Here is a 20,325-nt window from a genome sequence, read left to right as displayed (position 1 = left end):
CAAGCCAGCTTATTCTTGCGGTGTTGATGCGGTGATTAACCGTTCCCGGGTCGCTTCGGCACGGGTTAAATCGGCGGCGATACGGCCGTCGGCCATCACCAGAATGCGGTCGGCCAGCGCCATCACCTCGTCCAGTTCGGAGGAGGAGAACATCACCGCCAGCCCTTCATGCGCCATGCGGCCAATCAGCTGATAGACGTCGGTTTTCGCGCCCACGTCGATGCCGCGCGTCGGTTCATCCAGCAGCACCACCTCCGGCCCGGTCATCAGCGCCTTGCCCAGCACCACCTTCTGCTGGTTGCCGCCGCTCAGCGAGGTGATCGGCAGTTCGCTGTCGCTGACCTTGATCGCCAGCCGCTGGATCATCCCGCCAACCTGCTGTTCCTCCTGCTTAGGGCGCAGCAGGCCCAGCGCCCGGCGGAAGCCGCGCAGGCTGAGGTCGCTCAGCGTCATATTGGTTTTGATCGACATCAGGCTGATAATGCCTTCGCCCTTGCGGTCTTCCGGCACCAGCGCGATGCCTTTTTTCAGGCGATACGCAAAGTCGCGGCGCTCAAGGGATTCGCCGTTCAGCGTCACCCTGCCGTTCTGGCACGGCATCAGGCCAATCAGCCCCTTAAACAGCTCGGTGCGCCCGGCGCCCAGCAGGCCGTAAATGCCGACCACCTCGCCTTTGCGCAGGCTGAAGCCCACCTCATTAAGCTTATAGCCGCCGTCCTGGCGCAGCGCGGTCATGCCGCTGACCTCCAGCACCACTTCGCCCTGCGGCGCCGGGGCGTAATCAAACTGTTTCTTCTTGTCGCCGACCATCTGGGCGATGATCCACGGCACGCTGGCGTCACGCACCTCGCGTTCGCTGATAAAGCGGCCGTCGCGGAAGATGGTGATGTGATCGCCGATCTCCATCAGCTCTTCCAGCCGGTGAGAGATGTAGATAATGGTGACGCCGCGGCGCTTCAGCGCCTCGATGACGTTAAACAGCACTTTCACTTCCGACTGGCTGAGCGCCGAGGTCGGTTCATCCATAATCAGTACCCGGGTGTCTTTCGACAACGCACGCGCAATCTCCACCAGCTGCTGGTGGCCGATGCCCAGTTCCCCGAGCGGCGCGTAAGGATCCACATCCAGCTCCAGCCGTTCCAGCAGCGATTTCGCCAGCTGGTACTGGTATTTTTCATTAATCCGGCCGCGCTGGAAAAACTCATTACCGATAAAGATGTTGTCCATCACGTTCATGTTCGGGAACAGGTTCAGTTCCTGAAAGATGATGCTGATGCCGTGCTTCTCCGCCGCCATCGTCGAGTGCAGCGATACCGGCTCGCCGTCGAGCAGGATCTGACCGGAGGACGGCACTTCCACCCCGGCCAGCATTTTCATCATCGTCGACTTACCGGCACCGTTCTCGCCGATCAGCACGTTGACCTTGTTGCGGTAAACGCGATAGTTCACCTGGTCCAGCGCGGTGACGCCGGGGTAGATGCGGGAAACGTCGCGGGTTTCAATAATCACGTCCGGCTGCGCGTCAGCGGCCGGCTCGCCTGCGGTCAGATGTTCTGCCATTCCCAGCTCCTCACTGACGAACTACGCGTGCGGGGGTAATGTCCGCCGGGGTTTGCGGCACGTCCCAGCTGCTGAATACGCCGTCGACTTCAACGCTGTCGCCGACTTTCGGCTGCAGCTTTTTAATCTCATCGGACGCGAGGGTGTTGATCGCCTTGCCATAGTCGCCAAACAGCACCTGGTCGTTAAAGTCCTGATAGCTCACGCCCTTATAGGCGTCGCGCAGCGCGGTACCGCGGATGGTCGGCCCGATCTGCACCGCAACCTCAAGCCCGCTGGCGTCTCTGACGGTCATTTTGCCGCTGCGTGAGGTGGTATTCACCGCGGTAACGGTGCCCAGCACCTTCACCGTGAACACGCACGGGTTCTCTTCCTGACTGCGGTAGCCGAACTGCTTACAGGCGGCGTCAAAATCTTTTGCACCCTTAAGGGCACTCATCAGCTCAGCCAGCGGCTTCGCCTCGCTGAGGATCTGCGGCACAATTTTCTGCTGATAGGTGGTGGTTACATTGGCCAGCGCGGGATTCGGTGGATTTTTCAGATCCTGAAGCTCCTGCTGCGACACAATACGGCAGCCCCCGAGGGCTAAAGTGGCTACTGCCAGCCAGACACGCCTGGACATAATTCGCTCCTTTGCGCCCCTTGCGGGGCGCAGCGTTAACATCAGGATTTGAAGTTGAAGTCCTGGACCTTGTCAGCATTCTCCTGGTTGATCAGAATGCCGCGGAACATCACGCGCTGTTTCTCCGGCTTCACGCCTTTCTGAATGAAGTTATCCAGGTCGGTCACGCCCTGCGCGGCAATCGCCTGCGCCTGCAGCATCACCGTTGACTTCAGGGTGCCGGCTTTCACCGCGTCACGCTCGTCGTTGCTGCCGTCGATGCCCACCACGATCACATCGCTGCGGCCGGCGGCCTTCAGCGCGGCGATCGCACCCAGCGCGACCGGGCCGTTACCGCAGATCACGCCCTTCACGTCCGGGTGCGCCTGCAGGATGCTGTCCATGATGCGCTTGCCGTCGATCAGGGTGCCTTTGGCATCCTGCTTCGCCACGCTCTGCATGTCCGGGTACTGATCCAGCACCTGGTGGAAGGATTTAGAGCGGGTCACGCAGTTGTTGTCGGCAAGGTTACAGGCCAGTTCGGCGTATTTGCCCTTCTCGCCCATCTTCTCAACGAAGACGTTGGCGACGTCAGAACCTGCCTGGAAGTTGTTGTGGGTGATCTGCTCCAGCGCCACGTCATCCACCGGGATTTCGCGGTTGATCAGCACCACCGGGATCCCGGCGTCCTTGGCCTTCTGGATCGCCGCCACGCTGGCGGTGGAGTCGGCGTTGTCCAGAATGATGCCCTGCACTTTTTTACCGATGGCGGCGTCGATCAGTTCGCTCTGCTTCTTCACGTCTTCACCGTGGGACAGCACCGACGTTTTGTAGCCCAGCTCCTGCGCCTTCAGGTTGGCCCCTTTGGCTTCGGAGGCGTAGTACGGGTTATCCAGGGAGTTAACCAGGATCATGATGGTGCCTTTTTCCGCCGCGCTGACCGCGTGGGAGAAGGAGCAGGCGGTAGCCAGGGCTAACAGGGTTAAACGCATTTTCATGGTGACGTTCTCGCTATAATTGTTATGTGTAGGTACAGCGTTTTTTGGGTACTGCGGTTTCACTGGTGTGGCGGGCGGCGATTACCAGATGGTAAAGCCACCGTCGATCATCAGATCCGCACCGGTGATCATGTCGCTGCCGTTGCCGGCAAAGAACAGCACCGCGGCGGCAATCTCATCGGTGTAGGCAAAACGCCCCATCGGGATCAGCTTCTTCATCGCTTCGCCCTTCTCACCGCGCCAGGCCTTCTCGCCCATCGGCGTCAGCACCACGGTCGGTGACAGGGTATTCACGTTAATTTTGTGCGGCGCGAACTCTTTCGCCATCACTTTGGTCATGCCCAGCAGGCCCGCTTTGGCCGAGGTATAGGCCACGTGGTTGTCGATGGCGATCGACGCCGCCTGTGAAGCGATATTGATAATTTTGCCGCCGCGGCCGGCCTTAACCATGCGTTTGCCCACCGCCTGCGAGGTGAGGAACGGCCCGGTCAGGTTCACCGCCACCTGCTTCTGCCACTCGGCGAAGTCGGTTTCCAGTACCGGCTGCAGCATCACGTAGCCGGCGCAGTTGACCAGAATATCGATGTGGCCGTAGTGCGCTTCCACCTGGGCAATCGCCTGCTCGACGGAATCCGGGTCGGTGACGTCGCACTGGACGAACTGCACGCGGTCGGCGTCAAACTGGCTGGCAACGTCGGCGACTTTGCCCTGCTCAAAGGCCGGGTAGAGCAGCGCCAGGCTGGCGCCTTTCGCCAGCAGCATCTCGTTGCTGGCCATGGCAATGCCGCCCAGCCCGCCGGTCACCACGGCAACCTTGCCGCTGAGGTCAGTGTTGATATCCACGCCGTGACGCAGGTTTACGTCGTATTCGTTACTCATGTGCCGTTGCTCCTTAAGCGGTGACGGTCAGTTGTTCTGAAGGGGTTCGCAGGCCGAAAAGCTGACTTCTTGCGGGTTCAGTAGCGACCATTGATTTTCGAATAAAAATATACGCTATCGTTTGTCGACAGAATGTGGAGAAGATCATGTTTCAAACAAAAACAAACGAAAACGTTAAATACCTGTAAAACTTAGTTTTTTTGATTAACACCGCTGTGTATGCTGCTGCCTTGTCAGACAAATCTGATATAAATCAAGCATGTGCCAAAAAATGACTTTCGTTCGAAAATGAAAAACCTTTTATGGCAGCCCTCGCATTTGCCTTAGTCGGCGGGTAATATCCAGCGCAAGGGGTTGACTGGCATGCAGGTTTGGCGGTAATCAGGCAAACGGAGTGTTTCACTTGAAAAGCAAAAATGAACAATTGGCTGATATGCTGCAGCGGCGTGAAAAGATTCTTGAGATGATCCGTGAGGACGGCACGGTGACGGTGAAGGCGCTGACCGAAGCGTTTAATCTGACCGAAGCCACCATCCGCACCGACCTGCGCGTGCTGCAGAAAGAGGGGTACGTGCAGCGCTATCACGGCGGGGCCACGCTGATGACCGGCAAGCAGAACACCGGCGCGCTGCTGCTGGAGCGGCAGACGCATATGGAAGCCAAGGACGCCATCGGTCAGCTGGCGGCGCAGCAGATCGAAAACGGTGACACGGTGATTTTCGATAGCGGTACCACTACCACCGCCATCGCCAACCATATGAACCATATCCGCCGCCTGTCGGTGGTGACCAACGCGGTGAATATTGCCCTTAAGCTGGGCGGTGAACCGGGCATTAATATCCTGCTGACCGGCGGCACCTTCAAATTTCCGACGCTCTCCACCTCCGGTGAGAAGGCGGCCGGTTTCTTTGAAAACGTGCTGGCCGAGAAGCTGTTTCTTGCCACCGCCTGCATCTCACCGCGCCTCGGCCTCAGTTTCCCCAGCGAAACCGATATCAAGGTGAAAAACGCGATGATCAACTCGGCCAACACGGTTTACGTGGTGGCCGACTCCAGCAAAATTGACAAGGTGTCGATGTTTGCGCTGCCCTGCGACTGGAACAAAATCCAGTACCTGATCACCGACAGCGGCATCTCTCAGCAGTCGGTGGCGGCGTTTGAGGCGTTAGGCGTGAAGGTGCTGGTGGCCGCCTGAGGTGCGGCCGCCGGGTCAGCACCCGTTATCCTCCTGCCCGTTATCCTCCTGCCCGTTCTGCGCACGGCGCCGACTCCGCATGATGCATCGCGGCCTGCGCCGCCGTGTATAACCCCACCACGTCACCAATAATCAGCAGCCCCGGCGACTGCGGCTGCTGCTCCGCTACCGTGGCAGCCAGCCTGTCCAGCCGGGTGACCAGCACCCGCTGATCGGCGCGGGTGCCGCGTTCAACGATCGCCACCGGGGTGGCGGCGTCGCGGCCGTGGGCGATCAGCTGTGCGCTCAGCTCCGCGCACCAGGTCAGCCCCATATAGAACACCAGCGTCTGCTGCGCATCGCGCAGGCTGCGCCAGTCGTGCTCTGGCTTGCCGCTGCTGTGGTGGCCGGTGATAAAGCGCACCGACTGCGCCAGCCCGCGGTGGGTCAGCGGAATGCCGCTGGCCGCCGCGCAGCCGGTGGCGGCGGTGATCCCCGGCACGATATGGCAGGCTATCCCCGCCTGCTGCAGCCACTGCATCTCCTCGCCGCCGCGGCCGAACACAAAGGGGTCGCCGCCCTTCAGCCGCAGCACCTGCTGGCCGGCGCGGGCCAGGTCGACCAGCAGCTGGTTGATCTGCTGCTGGCTCATGGCGTGAAAGCCCGGCGTTTTACCCACGTCGATGCACAGCGCCTCAGGTGGGATCAGCGCCATCACCCCGGCGCTGACCAGCCGGTCATAAACCACCACCTGCGCCTGTTCGATCAGCCGCAGCGCCCGCACCGTCAGCAGATCGGCGGCCCCCGGCCCGGCCCCCACCAGCCAGACGCTGCCGGGGACGTTTTCGCCGCCGTTGGCCTCGCCGTTATCCCCGCTGCCGTCAGCGTTATCGCTTCCCGAACCGTTAGCGCGGTCGGCGCTGGCTTTCGCGCGCGCCAGCAGCGTTTCAATGCCGGCAATATTCAGCGTCATGGTCGCTCCTTACGCGGTAATCGCGTCTTTTATGCTGGTGACAATCAGCGGCGCGGCCGCTACCCACACCTGGCCCTGCTCTATCTTCACCGGCCAGCAGCGCAGCGCCAGCTGCGGATTATCGAGGCTCTGGCCGTCGCGCAGGCGGAAGCGCTGTTTGTACAGCGGCGAAACAACCAGCGGTTCACCGGCGGCGTCGCCGAGCAGGCCGCGTGACAGCACGCTGGCCGTGGTGCCCGGTTCGTTATCATCCAGCGCCCACACCCGGTCGCCGTGGCGGAACAGCGCGATGCGCTGGCTGCCGAGCCGCGCGCCGATCCCGGCGTCAGACGGGATCTGCTCCAGCCGGCACACCGCGTTCCAGGCGGCAGGCGGCGCCACCACCGGCAGCACCGGCGGCAGGTCGCTGGCCGGGCGGATCTGGCCGCGGGTCTGCTGCCAGCGGATGGTTTCGTCCGCCTCGCTGCTGTTCACCGTGCTGCGGAACAGCGCCAGCCGGTCGTCGTCCGCCAGCGTGGTCTGCCACTCGCACTGGTAGCTCGCCACCACCTGCGCCATCTCCTGCTCCAGCTCGGCATTGATGCCCAGCACGTCCTCAATCACCACCTGGCGCAGGTAGTCCAGCCCACCCTCAAGGTTATCCATCCACACGCTGGTGCGCTGCAGACGATCGGCGGTGCGGATATAGAACATCAGCAGGCGATCGACGTAGCGGATCAGCGTGTCATCGTCCAGGTCGCTGGCGAACAGATCGGCGTGGCGCGGCTTCATGCCGCCGTTGCCGCAGACGTAGAGGTTCCAGCCGTTCTCGGTGGCGATCACCCCGATATCCTTGCTCTGCGCCTCGGCGCACTCGCGGGTGCAGCCGGAGACCGCCATTTTGATCTTGTGCGGCGCGCGCAGCCCTTTGTAGCGGTCTTCCAGCCGGATGGCGAAGCCGGTGGAGTCCTGCACGCCGTAGCGGCACCAGGTGGAGCCGACGCAGGATTTCACCGTGCGCAGCGACTTACCGTAGGCGTGGCCGGTCTCAAAGCCGGCGTCGGTCAGCGTCTGCCAGATGGCGGGCAGCTGCTCAAGGGTGGCACCAAACAGGTCGATGCGCTGGCCGCCGGTGATTTTGGTGTACAGGTTGTAGCGCGCGGCCACCTCGCCGATGACGATCAGCCCCTGCGGGGTGATCTCGCCGGCCGGAATGCGCGGCACCACCGAGTAGGTGCCGTCCTTCTGGATATTGGCAAAGTAGCGGTCGTTGGTGTCCTGCAGCGGCAGGTGCTGCGGCTTAAGCAGATACTCGTTCCAGCAGGAGGCCAGCAGCGAGCCGACCAGCGGTTTACAGACTTCACAGCCGCGCCCGCGGCCGTGGGCGGCGATCAGCTGGTCAAAGGTTTTGATGCGGTTAACGCGGATCAGCGAGTGCAGCTCCTGGCGCGACCACGGGAAGTGTTCACAGACGTCTTTCTTCACCTCCACACCCTGCGCCGCCAGCTGGTACTCCATCACCTGTTTCACCAGCGCGGTGCAGCCGCCGCAGCCGGTGCCGGCTTTGGTACAGCTTTTGACCGCCGGCAGATCGCCGCAGCCGTCCTGCACCGCGCGGCAGATATCACCCTTGCTGACGCTGTAGCAGGAGCAGATCTGCGCGCCGTCCGGCAGCGCGGCGACGCCCAGCGCTCTGGCCGGTGCGCCTTCACTCTGCGGCAGGATCAGGCTCTCCGGTGACGCCGGCAGCGCCATGCCGTTGAGCATCATCTGCAGCAGCGTGCTGTACTCGCTGCTGTCGCCGACCAGCACGCCGCCGAGCAGGCTTTTGCCGTCCGCCGACACCACGATCTTCTTGTAGACCTCTTTCGGTTCACTGGTCCAGCTGTAGCTCTGGCTGCCCGGCGTGCGCGCGTGGGCGTCGCCCAGCGACGCCACCTCCACCCCCAGCAGCTTCAGTTTGGTGCTCATATCCGCGCCGATAAACGCCGCGCTTTCGCCGGCCAGCGTGGCGGCCAGCACCCGCGCCATCTGGTAGCCGGGGGCCACCAGGCCAAACAGCTGACCGTTCCACAGCGCGCACTCGCCGATCGCCGAGATGCTGGGGTCTGAGGTCGTGCACAGGTCGTTGATCTCAATGCCGCCGCGCGCGCCCAGCCGCAGCCCGCAGGCCGCCGCCAGCCGATCGCGCGGGCGGATGCCGGCCGAGAACAGCACCAGGTCGGTGGCCAGGCTGCTGCCGTCGGCAAAATCGAGCCGCAGGCTACCGTCCGCTTCGGTGACAATCTGCTGGGTGGACTTGCCGGTATGCACCGCGACCCCCAGCGCGCCGATCTTGCGCCGCAGCATCGCCGCGCCGCCGTCGTCCAGCTGCACCGCCATCAGGCGTGGGGCAAACTCGACCACCGCCGTCTCCAGCCCCAGCTGCTTCAGCGCGTTCGCCGCCTCCAGCCCCAGCAGGCCGCCGCCGATCACCACCCCGCGCGTGGCCCCCGCCGCCCTGGCGGCCAGCGCGTCCAGATCGTCCAGCGTGCGGTAGACAAAGCAGGCCGGCCCGTCGCCGCCCGCCAGCGGCGGGACAAACGGATAGGAGCCGGTGGCCAGCACCAGCCGATCGTACCGCTGCTCGCGGCCGTCCGCCTCGGTGACGCACTGCCGCTCGCGGTCGATGGCCACCACCTCGCGGCCGGTACGCAGCTCAATGCCGCTCTGCTCGCTAAAGCCTTCTGCCACCAGCGACAGCTCGGCGTGGCCCTTACCGGCAAAATACTCCGACAGATGCACGCGATCGTAAGCCACGTGCCGCTCTTCACCGTAGACGATCACCTGATAACGCAGGTGCAGCCCTTTACTGACCAGTTGCTCAAGAAAATGGTGGCCGACCATGCCGTGCCCAACCACCACTAATGTTGCTTTACTCATTGTTATCCTCCGGCAGTCTCAGCTGCGCTAAATGTGACAACGTCACCTGGCCTCAGGCGGCCCGCTGTTTTTCATACAGGAACTGCAGTATCTGCTGGCGCAGATGGTGGTAATGCGCGTCATCTGCCAGCGCCACGCGGTTACGCGGGCGCGCTAAACCGGTACTGAGGATCTCGCCGACGGTGGCCGCCGGACCGTTGGTCATCATCATCACCCGGTCGGAGAGCAGCACCGCCTCGTCAACGTCGTGGGTGATCAGCACGATGGTGGTGTTCAGCTTCTGCTGGATGGCCATCACCGCGTCCTGCAGGTGCGCGCGGGTCAGCGCGTCCAGCGCGCCAAACGGCTCGTCCATCAGCAGCACCTTCGGCTTCATCGCCAGCGCGCGGGCAATGCCGACCCGCTGCTTCATGCCGCCGGAGATCTCCCCCGGCCGCTTGTGCTGCGCGTGGCCCATCTGCACCAGCTCAAGGTTGTGCGCGATCCACTCCTGCCGTTCGGCGCGGCTCATGCGGCCGCGGAACACCTGGTCCACCGCCAGCGCCACGTTGTCAAAGGCGCTCAGCCACGGCAGCAGCGAGTGCTGCTGAAACACCACCGCCCGCTCCGGCCCCGGCCCGGCGATTTCGCGGTTATCGCACAGCAGCACCCCTTCGGTCGGGCGGGTCAGCCCGGCGATCAGGTTGAGCAGCGTTGACTTGCCGCAGCCGGAGTGGCCGATCAGGCTGACCGTTTCGCCTTCGGCAATGTCAAAGCTGACGTTGTCCAGCGCCAGAAACTCGCCGCTGGCGGTGTTAAAGCGCTGGCTGACCTGCTGTACCTGAATAATCGGTTTCATTATTTGCCCCCTTTGCTGGCGTCATCCCAGGAAAACCGCCGGGCCAGCAGCATCAGCGCCTGCTCCAGCAGCAGCCCGATCGCGCCGATAATGAAAATGGCGATCAGAATGTGTTCCACGTTGAGGTTGTTCCACTCGTTCCAGATCCAGAAGCCAATGCCGAGGCCGCCGGTGAGCATCTCCGCCGCGACGATCACCAGCCAGGCGATGCCGATCGACAGACGCACCCCGGTCAGCAGCGCCGGCAGTACCGCCGGGAACAGAATTTTGCGCATCACCGTCCACTCGGAGAGCTGCAGCACCTGGGCGACGTTGAGGTAGTCCTGCGGCACCCGGCGCACGCCTTCGGCGGTGTTAATCACCATCGGCCAGATCGAGCAGATAAAAATGGTCCAGCTGGAGGCCGGCTCGGCCTTCTGAAACAGCAGCAGGCCGATCGGCAGCCAGGCCAGCGGGCTGACCGGGCGCAGCAGCGCGATAATCGGGTCAAACATGCGGCCGACAAACGCAAAGCGGCCGATCAGGAATCCGGCCGGGATCCCGACCAGCGCGGCGAGGCCAAAGCCCACCGCCACCCGCTGCAGCGAGGCCAGCACGTTCCAGCCAATCCCCTGGTCGTTCGGGCCGGCGTTGTAGAAGGGATCGGCGAACAGCGTCACCGCCGCGTGCCAGGTGCTGAGCGGGCCGGGGAAGCCGTGGGCGTTCAGCGCGGCAATCTGCCAGACGGTCAGCAGCAGCAGCGCACCGCAGATGGCCGGGATCAGCCGCTGCAGCAGCGGACGTAACGGATTAGTCATAGTGATGCTCCTCAGCGTTTCATCGCAAAGCTGGCGGCGTACTCCGCCGGTTTCGTGCCGTCCCACACCTTGCCGTCCATCAGCGTGCTGCTGCGCAGCGGGCTGGCGGGGTTGCTGATGCCGCCTACCGCCGTCGCCGCCTGCTGCCAGATATCCGTGCGGTTGACCTGTTTCGCCACCGCCAGATAGTCCGGATCGGCTTTCAGCAGCCCCCAGCGCCGCTGCTGGGTCAGGAACCACATGCCGTCCGACAGCCACGGATAGCTGACCCGGCCCTCGTCAAAGAAGCGCATCGGGTGCGCGTCCTGCCACTGGCGGCCGATGCCGTTGTCATACTGGCCAAGCATGCGGCCTTCGATGGTCTCCGGTCTGGTATTCAGGTACGCGCGTCCGGCGATCACCTGCGCCGTCTCGCGGCGGTTGGCGTCAGAGGCATCAATCCAGCGCGCCGCCTCCAGCACCGCGGCGGTCAGCGCGCGGGCGGTGTTCGGGTTCTCCTGCACCCACTGGCTGCGGGTGGCGAGGATCTTCTCCGGGTGATCCGGCCAGATCTGCTGGCTGGTGGCGGCGGTAAAGCCGATGTTTTCCGCAATCGCCCGCTGGTTCCACGGCTCGCCGACGCAGTAGCCGCTCATATTGCCGATCTTCATGTTCATCACCATCTGCGGCGGCGGCACCACCACGGTGCGCACGTCGTTAAACGGGTGGATGCCCGCCTCGGCCAGCCAGTAGTAGAGCCACATCGCGTGGGTGCTGGTCGGAAAGGTATGGGCAAAGGTGAAGCTGCCCGGTTCCTGCCCGCTGACCGCCTTTTTCAGCGCGGCGGCGTCGGTGACGCCCGCCGCCTTCAGCTGTGCGGAGAGGGTGATCGCCTGGCCGTTCTGGTTCAGCGTCATCAGGTTCGCCATGTCGTGCTGCGGCCCGGCCACCCCCAGCTGCAGGCCGTAAATCATGCCGTACAGCGCGTGCGCCGCGTCCAGTTCGCCGGAGGTCAGCTTGTCGCGTACCGCCGCCCAGCTGGCTTCCTTACTCGGCTGCAGGCTGATGCCGTACTTTTTGTCGAAGCCTTTTATCGCCGCCATCACCACCGGCGCGCAGTCGGTCAGCGGAATAAAACCAACGCGCACCACGCTTTTTTCCGGCGCGTCCGACCCTGCGGCCCAGGCCCGGTTCAGCATGCCCGGCAACAGATAACTGCCGCCTAGCGCCGCGCCGGCGGTAAGAAAATGACGCCTGGTCAGCGTTAATCCCGGTTTGCTCATCGTCTGGCTTCCTGAAAAAAGAGAATAAAAAAAGGCGTCCTCCGACATGCACGGGGCATGCGGCTGGACGCCTTTATCCAAAGCACTCGCTCTGCCGCCATTGGCAAAACAAATGCATGTTTGTTGTTACTCTCTCTTGCAAGCCCTGTGCCAGAGCCGGAATTTTCCTGCACCCCCCGCCGTTAGCGGGACGGAGCGGTTGGTACTTTCCCCCTGACCGTGGTGAGACCGTCCTGCTGCCCTGCGGTGAAGCAGGATATGCACACTCTTCGTGCAGGCTTTAGCCCTGCTCCTCGCCGAAGGCCGGCGCGACCGCCAGCAGCGCGGCGGCGATCTCACCGATGCGCTTATTCTGGTTCATCGCCATTTTGCGCAGGGTCTGGAACGCCCGATCTTCACTGTAGCCCTGCAGGCGCATCAGCAGCAGTTTGGCGCGGTCCACCTGCTTACGCTCCTCGATTGAGGCGCGCATCGCCGCCAGCTGGTCGTCCTGATCCTGCAGCCGCTTCGACTGCTGCTGAATCAGCTCCAGCACCGAGCGGCCGAGCTTTGGCGTCAGTCCGCCCGCCTCAAGCGGCGCCTGCTGCGCACCCTGCCACGCCTCCCCGGTCAGCACCAGGCTGAACGCCGGGGCCGCCTGCGCCTGCGGCACCCGCAGCTGCAGTTCGGCCGCCGACAGCGGCGCCCCGGCCTCGGCGATGCTCTGGCGGCAGCGCTGCATCAGCGCCACGGCCAGCTGGTCTTCCACGGTTTTCAGGCCGTCGATGCGCCGGGTCAGCCGCTGATACCAGTGCAGCGCCATCGCCGCGCCCTGCCGATCCGGGCGGGAACCGGTACAGGCGATGCGCCGCAGCCGTTCCATCTCCCCTTCCGCACCGCCCAGCCCGTGCCAGCACTGCAGGCTGTTCGCGTCGGCAAACTGCTCAAAATAGCTGAAGCAGCGCTCCTGCGCCTCAATCAGCGCCACCATCTGCTGGCTCTGCGCCGGGGTAAACTCACCGGCGGCAAAGCCGGCAGACCCGATGGCACGCTCCTGCCCGGCCAGCTCCTTGGCGTGCATAAAGCTGAACATCGCCAGCAGCGCCCGCGAGACGCCCGGATCCGAAGCGGTATCCACCATCTCAAACACCAGATTCAGCAGCTGACCGATGGCGTTATTAAAGGTGCTCATCGCGGTGGCGTGGCTCACCGCCAGCAGCCGGACCGACTGACGCAGCGCGTCCAGCGCCTCCAGCGCGCAGAGCGCGGCGGCGATGCGGCTGAACAGGCGACTGTTACCGGCGCGCGGGCTGTCGGCAGCGGGCAGCGGCGGCAGCAGCGCCAGCACGCTCTGCAGAGAGCGGCCGACGTCGCGCCCGCGCTGCGGCAGCTCGTCGCCAAACAGCTGCCCCTGCGAGCAGAGCCAGATATTGCTGGCACCGCGCTCGCGCTGTAAAACGTGGATCAGCTGACTGATTTCACCGGTGAGTCGCCCGGCCTGCAGCAGCTGCTGCAGGCCGGCAATTTCGCTCTGGCGTGAGGCCGCCAGCCAGGCAAGGGCGGAAGAGGAGGCGAGGCGCATTCTGTTCTCCAGTCATAAAATACTGACCACAAACAAGCAAAAACCATGCCGTTGCTGCGGACATACGCGTAGTGCAGGCTCAGCGAGCTGATTATAAAGCAGTGCGCGCGCGCGTTATTGACGCTAATCAAATTGCCGTTTCCACGGCTATCAGGCACACTCTGCCAGAGCGGACCTGCGGCGGTAACATGTTCAACCTGACTCTGCAATGGTTCCCATTCTTAAAAGCGTCAGGTAAACTTATGGCCGATTTTATCTTGATGTAATTCAGGGCAATTTTCCTGACTGCAACCTTACGGGGATCATAGTGAAAATTTATCTCGCGTTAACCCTGCTGGCCGTACTGAGCGTGGCGGGATGTAAAGCCCCTGGCACCCCCCCGACGGATGACACCCTGGTGACCAGCGAGGTTAACGGTGTCCGCCTGACGCATCGCTATGCGGTACAGCCGCCGCAGACTTTTACACCGATCGATCGGGCGTATCGCGCCCTGTATAAGGCGTCGGTGATGACCCGCCCGGACTACAGCGGCAAGGTGGTACGTTACCTGGAGAACGGTAAGCCGTTTACCGCGCTGGGGATGGCGGACGGCTGGCTGGCGGTAGCCGACACCGACGGCACCGAGTTGCTCGGTTACGTGCCGCAGAAGGCGGCGGTAAAAAGCGAGCTCTATGATGCCACCCTGCGCAACGACCGCCCGCGCCCGCGTAAGAGCAGTAAAAAAGTCTGCGTTGACGTCGGCGGCGAAGGGAAAGCCTGCCGTAACGGCAGCACGGCGACCTGGATCATTCAGTAAACGCCGGCACGCCCGCACAGTTATCCCGTCAGGATCGCGCCACCCGCGCCTGACGGTTCACAGCCGAGAATAACGACACCCAATGACGCCGGAACTTCCTGCCAGCACGGCCGCCGTAAAGGTCCAGGATTATCGCCTGCTGACCGCAGCCGCCCCGTTGCTCAACGCCATTGTGCAGATCCGCCAGGCCGCCACCCATGACGACCCGGCCGGCCTGCGCCAGCAGCTGGTGGATGAAATCCATCAGTTCGAGGCCGTTGCCCGCCAGAGCGGGTTGCCCTTCGAAACGCTGATCGGTGCCCGCTACTGCCTGTGCGCGGTGCTGGATGAGGCGGCGGCGAAGACGCCGTGGGGCAGCCGTGGCATCTGGTCCGGCAACGGCCTGCTGGTCACCTTTCATAACGAAAGCTGGGGTGGCGAAAAGGTGTTTCAACTGCTGGCGCGCCTGTCGCAGCATCCGGCGGCACATCTGGAGCTGCTGGAAGTGATCCACTACTGCCTGCTGCTCGGCTTTGAGGGGCGCTATCGCGGTGCGGAACAGGGCCGCCAGCAGCGGGAAGCGCTGCGCGAACGCCTGGCGCAGCTGATCCGTGATACCCGCAGCCGGCAGGCAGATGCCCCAATGCCGGCGGAGGAGGAGCCGGCGATCGTGCGGCCGCGCTGGCAGGCGCCGATCCCGCTGTGGGTCTGCGCCGCCTGCGCCCTGCTCTGTGGTTCGCTGGTGTTCTCCACCCTGAACTGGCGGCTGGGTAAGGCCACCGAGCCGGTACTGCAGCAAATCTGGCAGATTCCGCTGCCGGCGGCGCTGCCGGGGCTGCGCGGTAACCCGTCGCAGACCCTGCAGGAGCTGCAGCAGCGGCTAAGCGATCTGATCAACGCCCGTCAGCTGGACGTCACCGACAGCGAAAGCGGCAGCAAGATTATTTTGCCCGCGGACCGCCTGTTCGTCGCCAACAGCGCCGAGCTTACTGCGCAAGGCCGGGCGCTGATCGCCCGCGTGGCGGCGGCGCTGGAAACGGCAAAAGGCACGCTGCTGGTCTGCGCTTACACCGACGACAGCCCCGTTGAGTTCAGCCGCTTCCCCACCCGCTGGGACTATACCCAGGCTCAGGCGCACAGCGCCGGGACGCTGTTACAGCAGCTGCTGGCCCAGCCGGGCATGACGCTACGCAGCGAGGGCCGCGGCGACAGCCACGCGCGCCTGCCGAACGACAGCGGTGAAAACCGGGCAATCAACCGTCGGCTGGAGATCATTCTGCAGCCTGCACCGGACGACGGCGGCAATGACAGCAAAAATTCTGGAAAATCCTGATGCCTCACCTCGTGCGTTTCCTCTCTAACCGCCGCCTGTTCTGGGGGCTGACCGGCGTGCTGGCGCTGTCGGCGCTGATCTGGCTGGTCGCCCCGCTGCTGCCCGCCACCCGGTTTGGCGATCCCGGCAGCCGCCTGAGCCGCCAGCTGCTGATCGCGCTCTGCCTGCTGCTGTGGTTCCTGCTGCAGCTGCTGCCGCAGCTATGGCGCAGGCGGACGAACGCCCGCCTGCTGGCTCGTCTGCAGATGAGCGGCGAGGAGCAGGCCGAACTGCAGGCGACCGGCGAGATGCTGGACGACCGTTTTCTGCAGGCGCTGCAGCTGCTGAAAACCGCGCAGTTTGGCAGCGCTGCGCCGCGTGGACTCGCCGGCTGGCTGGCCCACCGCCGCGCGCCTTACCTCTATCAGCTGCCCTGGTACCTGATTATCGGCGCGCCCGGTGCCGGTAAAACCAGCGCGCTGGTCAACTCCGGGCTGGAGTTTCCGCTGGCAAGCCCGCTGGGCAACACCGCGATGCGCGGCATTGGCGGCACCCGTCACTGCGACTGGTGGTTCAGCCGCCAGGCGGTGCTGCTGGATACCGCCGGGCGCTATGCGCTGCAGGAGAGCCAGCGCACCCGTGACGCCGGCGAATGGCAGACCTTTATCAGGCTGTTAAAGCGCTACCGCCCGCGGCAGCCGATCAACGGCGTGATCGTCACCCTCAGCGTCGCCGACCTGCTTGGCGACGCCGCCTCGGCGCGTCAGGCGCAGGCCAGCGCGTTGCGTCAGCGTCTGGAAGAGCTGCATCAGCAGACCGGTATTACCTTCCCGGTCTACGTGATGGTCACTAAAACCGATCTGCTGCAGGGCTTTGTTCGCTACTACCAGCAGCTGGACAAGAGCGAGCGTGCGCAGCGGATGGGCATCAGCTTCCCGTGGCCGGAACCGGTCAGCCACGCGCAGCTGCTGGCCGAGTTCACCCCGCGCTTTCAGCAGCTGTGCGGCCAGCTGACCGCCGGGCTGGCGGATCGCATGGCCCAGGAAACGGATCTCAGCCTGCGCGCCGAATGCTTTCAGTTTCCCCAGGAGTTCGCGGCGCTGGCCCCGCTGCTGACCGACTATCTCAGTACGCTGTTTGCCAGCGACCGGCAGCCGGCGGGCTGCATTCCCCGCGGGCTCTTCTTCACCAGCGCCACCCAGGAGGGGCTGCCCTTCGATCGGGTAATGGGCGAGCTGTCGCGCAAGCTGCAGCTGCCGCCGCGCCGGCAGCCGTCGCTCTCCGACTGGGACAGCGTCAGCCGCCAGACACCGATCCCGGCCGGTAAAGGCCAGAGCTTCTTTATCCACGATCTGCTCACCCGGGTGGTGTTTGCCGAGCACAGCCTGGCGGGCAGCGACGGCCGCTGGGAACAGCGCCAGCGCCTGCTGCACCGGCTGGGGTACGCCGCGCTTGGCGGCGGCCTGCTGCTGTGCTGCGCGCTGTGGCTGACCAGCTATCAGCGCAATCAGCAATGGCTGCAGCAGGTCGGACAGCAGCTGCCCCGGATGCAGCAGCAGGCCAGCCGCATCGGCAACCCTGACGGCGAAAGCTTTGCCGATCTGCTACCCTTGCTGAATTCGCTGGCGTCGCTGGCCCACGGCGACGCCTTCGCGCTGGATGCGCCGCCGGCCGCGCTGCGCGCCGGGCTGTATCGCGGCGATCAGGTCGGGGAAGCGGCGACCAGCGTCTACCAGGTCGCGTTAAAATCGCTGCTGCTGCCGCAGGTAACGCTGTTGATTACCGCCACCCTGCGTAATGACGACGGCCAGGACCCGCGCTACAGCCGCCGGGCGCTCAGCGCCTATCAGATGCTGTATCAGCCGCAGCATTACAACGGCGCGTTTCTGCGCGGCTGGGTGATGCAGCAGTTAACGCTGAGCGCGCCGCGGCTGACCGACCAGCAGCGCTCGCAGCTTGAAGAGCACCTGAGCGCGTTGCTGGTCGGTCAGGTGCAGCGCTCACCTTTTGCCCGTGACAACCAGCTGCTCAGAAGGGGGGACGATGATCGCCAGCAGTGAACTACAGTGGTACGGCAAGCTGCCTGCGGCGGGAGACTTCGTGCAACGACGGATGCCACCGGCGCTGAACACGCGCTGGTCACACTGGTTCCAGCAGGGACTGATTGACCGCCAGCATCACCTGCCTGCGGGTGACGTACCGCTGAGCAGCGGGCCGGTGTGGAATTTTGTACTGCCCGCCACCCTCGGGGTGCAGAAGGTCCAGCTGGGCTGCCTGCTGCTCTCGCGCGATCGCGTTGGCCGCACCTGGCCGCTGCTGGCGCAGCACAGTCTTACCGTCTGCGAGTGGCACCCGGCGCAGCTGGACGTCGCCGGGCAGTGGTTTAACGCGCTCGGCGCCACCCTGCTCGCCGCCGTGAACAATGCCACCCCGGCCGACCAGCTGGAGCAGGCGCTGCAGGCGCTGGCGCCGCTGAGCCGCCCCGCGCAGGATGTCAGGCTGGCGGAGCTGGAGTCCGGGGATCGGCCCTGCCGGCTGGCGTGGCAGGAGGTTGCCCGTCGGTTCGATCCGCTGCACTACACCAGCTACTGGTGGACCAATCAGGCCGGCCACGCTCCCCTGCAGACCCACCGCCACAGCGGTAACCTGACCGCCCGGCTGTTTACCCAGCTGTTTCATCCCACCGCCGGCAAACGGGCGGGCCGTCACGGCTTCTATCCGCCGATGTTTGACTAGCCGCGCGTTACAGCAGGAAAATCCTATGCGACTGACCCTTTTATCTCCGCCCGCGTCACTGGCCGTCCACTACTACGATTTTATCGCGCCGGGCGGCACGCTGGGGCGCAGCCCCGATAACCAGCTGGTGCTGCCCGACCCTGAACGGGCCATCTCGCGGTTGCAGGCGCTGATCCACGTCGCCCCCGGCGGCGAATGTCGCCTGACGTCACAGGGCAGCGTCACCCCGGTGTGGCATAACGGCGTGGCGCTGACGCGCGGCGACCAGGTGCTGCTGACCCACGGTGACCGGCTGGCGATCGGCCCCTGGCAGCTGGCGGTCAGCGACCCGCAGCGGCAGCGGGATGAGCCGGTACGCGACGATCCGCTGCTGCTGTTTGGCGAAGACGCAGCGGACGACGACCCGCTGGGCCTGCTGGATGAACCGGTACCGGCAGCGGATCGCATCCCCCCGACGTTCAGCGCTGAACAGCTGGAAGAGCGCGCGGCCCGTGACGCCGCCGCCCGGCTGGCGATCGACCCGCTGCGCCCGCCGCGCGACGACGCGGATGCGGCGCTGCCGGAACAGCAGCGTCTGCTGCAGGCGCTGGTGGACGGGCTGGGGCTGGAAAACGCCAGCGATGCCCCGCCGCTGACCGAACAGCAGATGTACACCACCGGCCGCATGCTGAGCCTGTTCACCCAGGGCACCGTGGCGCTGCTCTCGTCCCGTTCGATCCTCAAGCGCGGGGTAAAGGCCGAGATGACCCAGATCCTCAACGAGGCAAATAACCCGTTTAAAATCCTGCCCTCCGGCAAAATGGTGATGCGGCAGATCTACCAGAACCCGCTGCCCGGCTTTATGCCGCCGGAACAGGCGGTACGCGATGCGCTGGTCGATCTGCAGGCGCATCAGCTGGGGATGATTGCCGGCATCCGGGCGATTATCGCCGCCATGCTGCAGTCGTTTAACCCGCAGCGGGTGGAGGACGACGCCGTGCGCGAAGGGGTTCTGCCGCGCATCGGGCTGAGCGCCACGCGCAAGGCGGCGCTGTGGGACGCCTTTACCCGCCACTATCAGCACACCGCCGGCGAGATCGAAGATGACTTCCATACGCTGTTTGGCGAGGCTTTCCTGCACGCCTACGAGATGGAGGTTCATCAGTACAAAGACTCGCAGACGCCGGTGGAGGAAGGATGAAAATCAGCGTCGCCTCCTGCTCTGAGGCTGGCCACCGCCAGCGCAATGACGACGTGCTCGGCAGCTGGATCGGCGAGCACGGTGCCTGTTTCGTGGTGTGTGACGGCGTGGGCGGCTACGCGGGAGGCGATCGCGCCGCCACGCTGGTGCGCGATCTGCTGCTGGCCCAGGTCAGCCAGCTGGAGCAGCTGACCCTGCAGAACACCACGGCGGCGGTTGCCGGCGTTGAGGAGGCGATCTGCGCGGCACAGCTGAACGATGCCGGGTGCGCGCAGATGAGCACCACTCTCGCCGCGCTGTTTACCGACCGCGAGCGGCAACGGGTGTGGTGGGCACACGCCGGAGACAGCCGCATTTACCATTTCCGGCGAGGTCAGCTGGCGGGCGTCACCCGCGATCACAGCCTGCGCCAGCAGTTTGCCGACGCCGGTTATGAAAATGCAGGCATAAACGGCCATCTGCTCTATAATGCGCTCGGCGGCCATCACGCGCCCTACGTCAGCTGGCACAGCGAGCTGAACGTGGAAGACGGCGATGCCTTTCTGCTGTGCAGCGACGGTTTCTGGAACCCGCTGAGCGCCGGGGATATGGCGCTGGCGCTGCGGCTGGTCAACTCTCCCGACGAGTGGCTGGCGCTGCTGCTTCAGGCCATCGCGCCGGCGGCCAGAAATGACAATCTTAGCGCCGTGGCGGTCTGGTTTGGTTCGCCGCAGGAAACCACCTTACTGATCTCGCCGACCGACGCCGCCCGGTTTCTGCCGCCACGAGAATAAACGCA

16 protein-coding genes and 1 pseudogene are annotated in these 20,325 nt (G+C 64.4%); 7 read left to right on the top strand and 10 right to left on the bottom strand.

Translation table 11 applies throughout. The annotated features are described in order from the left end of the window. Nucleotides 1–9: 9 nt before the first annotated feature. From ASF13_RS07885 to ASF13_RS07870, 4 genes are all read right to left on the bottom strand, one after another. A complete protein-coding gene (locus ASF13_RS07885) occupies nt 10–1,560 on the bottom strand; it encodes a sugar ABC transporter ATP-binding protein (protein WP_056234503.1) in 1,551 nt (516 codons plus the stop codon). Nucleotides 1,561–1,570: 10 nt separating this feature from the next. After that, entirely contained in the window at nt 1,571–2,182 is a 612-nt protein-coding gene (locus ASF13_RS07880) for a DUF2291 family protein (RefSeq protein ID WP_056234500.1), read from the bottom strand. Between the two features lie 41 nt (nt 2,183–2,223). Continuing rightward, nucleotides 2,224–3,159 (bottom strand): D-ribose ABC transporter substrate-binding protein, encoded by a 936-nt coding sequence (locus ASF13_RS07875; protein ID WP_056234497.1) that lies wholly within the window; start codon nt 3,157–3,159, stop codon nt 2,224–2,226. Nucleotides 3,160–3,240: 81 nt separating this feature from the next. Further along, on the bottom strand, nt 3,241–4,038 hold the full coding sequence (locus tag ASF13_RS07870; RefSeq protein WP_056234494.1) for a GolD/DthD family dehydrogenase: 798 nt from the start codon (nt 4,036–4,038) through the stop codon (nt 3,241–3,243). A 403-nt stretch (nt 4,039–4,441) separates the two neighbouring features. On the opposite strand from ASF13_RS07870, the gene ASF13_RS07865 reads away from it, so the two are divergent. Further along, nucleotides 4,442–5,233, top strand: coding sequence for a DeoR/GlpR family DNA-binding transcription regulator (locus ASF13_RS07865; protein ID WP_056234491.1), 792 nt, complete (start codon nt 4,442–4,444; stop codon nt 5,231–5,233). A gap of 40 nt (nt 5,234–5,273) precedes the next feature. On the opposite strand, the gene cobA is transcribed toward ASF13_RS07865, so the two are convergent. From cobA to ASF13_RS07835, 6 genes and pseudogenes are all read right to left on the bottom strand, one after another. After that, the gene (gene cobA, locus ASF13_RS07860; protein WP_082502316.1) at nt 5,274–6,185 is read right to left on the bottom strand and encodes a uroporphyrinogen-III C-methyltransferase; all 912 of its coding nucleotides are present in this window, start codon (nt 6,183–6,185) and stop codon (nt 5,274–5,276) included. Nucleotides 6,186–6,194: 9 nt separating this feature from the next. After that, a pseudogene (gene nirB, locus ASF13_RS07855) lies at nt 6,195–9,092 on the bottom strand (nitrite reductase large subunit NirB); the annotation flags it as partial. Between the two features lie 46 nt (nt 9,093–9,138). Beyond that, nucleotides 9,139–9,924 (bottom strand): ABC transporter ATP-binding protein, encoded by a 786-nt coding sequence (locus ASF13_RS07850; RefSeq protein WP_056234487.1) that lies wholly within the window; start codon nt 9,922–9,924, stop codon nt 9,139–9,141. Then, a complete protein-coding gene (gene ntrB, locus ASF13_RS07845; protein ID WP_235514965.1) occupies nt 9,924–10,727 on the bottom strand; it encodes a nitrate ABC transporter permease in 804 nt (267 codons plus the stop codon). Before ntrB ends, ASF13_RS07850 begins: the two co-directional genes overlap by 1 nt. 5 nt (nt 10,728–10,732) lie before the next feature. After that, entirely contained in the window at nt 10,733–11,983 is a 1,251-nt protein-coding gene (locus tag ASF13_RS07840; protein WP_056234484.1) for a CmpA/NrtA family ABC transporter substrate-binding protein, read from the bottom strand. 280 nt (nt 11,984–12,263) lie between these two features. Then, on the bottom strand, nt 12,264–13,544 hold the full coding sequence (locus ASF13_RS07835) for a nitrate regulatory protein (RefSeq protein ID WP_056234482.1): 1,281 nt from the start codon (nt 13,542–13,544) through the stop codon (nt 12,264–12,266). A gap of 304 nt (nt 13,545–13,848) precedes the next feature. On the opposite strand from ASF13_RS07835, the gene ASF13_RS07825 reads away from it, so the two are divergent. The 6 genes from ASF13_RS07825 (at nt 13,849) to ASF13_RS07800 (ending at nt 20,320) form a co-directional block, all read left to right on the top strand. After that, entirely contained in the window at nt 13,849–14,340 is a 492-nt protein-coding gene (locus ASF13_RS07825; protein WP_369814369.1) for an SH3 domain-containing protein, read from the top strand. A gap of 82 nt (nt 14,341–14,422) precedes the next feature. Continuing rightward, nucleotides 14,423–15,652, top strand: a complete 1,230-nt coding sequence (gene icmH / locus ASF13_RS07820) for a type IVB secretion system protein IcmH/DotU (RefSeq protein ID WP_056234473.1) — start codon at nt 14,423–14,425, stop codon at nt 15,650–15,652. Then, complete coding sequence (tssM, locus tag ASF13_RS07815) at nt 15,652–17,691, top strand: type VI secretion system membrane subunit TssM (protein ID WP_056234470.1); 2,040 nt, start codon at nt 15,652–15,654, stop codon at nt 17,689–17,691. Before icmH ends, tssM begins: the two co-directional genes overlap by 1 nt. Beyond that, nucleotides 17,675–18,367 carry a type VI secretion system-associated protein TagF gene (gene tagF, locus ASF13_RS07810; RefSeq protein ID WP_056234467.1) on the top strand — a complete coding sequence of 231 codons (693 nt, stop codon included), beginning with the start codon at nt 17,675–17,677 and terminating at the stop codon, nt 18,365–18,367. The genes tssM and tagF overlap by 17 nt, the downstream gene beginning before the upstream one ends. A 25-nt stretch (nt 18,368–18,392) precedes the next feature. Then, nucleotides 18,393–19,547 carry a type VI secretion system-associated FHA domain protein TagH gene (tagH, locus tag ASF13_RS07805; RefSeq protein ID WP_056234464.1) on the top strand — a complete coding sequence of 385 codons (1,155 nt, stop codon included), beginning with the start codon at nt 18,393–18,395 and terminating at the stop codon, nt 19,545–19,547. Continuing rightward, the gene (locus ASF13_RS07800) at nt 19,544–20,320 is read left to right on the top strand and encodes a PP2C family serine/threonine-protein phosphatase (RefSeq protein WP_056234461.1); all 777 of its coding nucleotides are present in this window, start codon (nt 19,544–19,546) and stop codon (nt 20,318–20,320) included. Before tagH ends, ASF13_RS07800 begins: the two co-directional genes overlap by 4 nt. The last annotated feature ends 5 nt before the right edge of the window (nt 20,321–20,325 follow it).

It is taken from the genome of Erwinia sp. Leaf53 (genome assembly GCF_001422605.1).
GTDB lineage: Bacteria > Pseudomonadota > Gammaproteobacteria > Enterobacterales > Enterobacteriaceae > Erwinia.
Note: the sequence above shows the minus strand (reverse complement) of the source record. Positions and strands in the feature narration are given on the sequence as shown.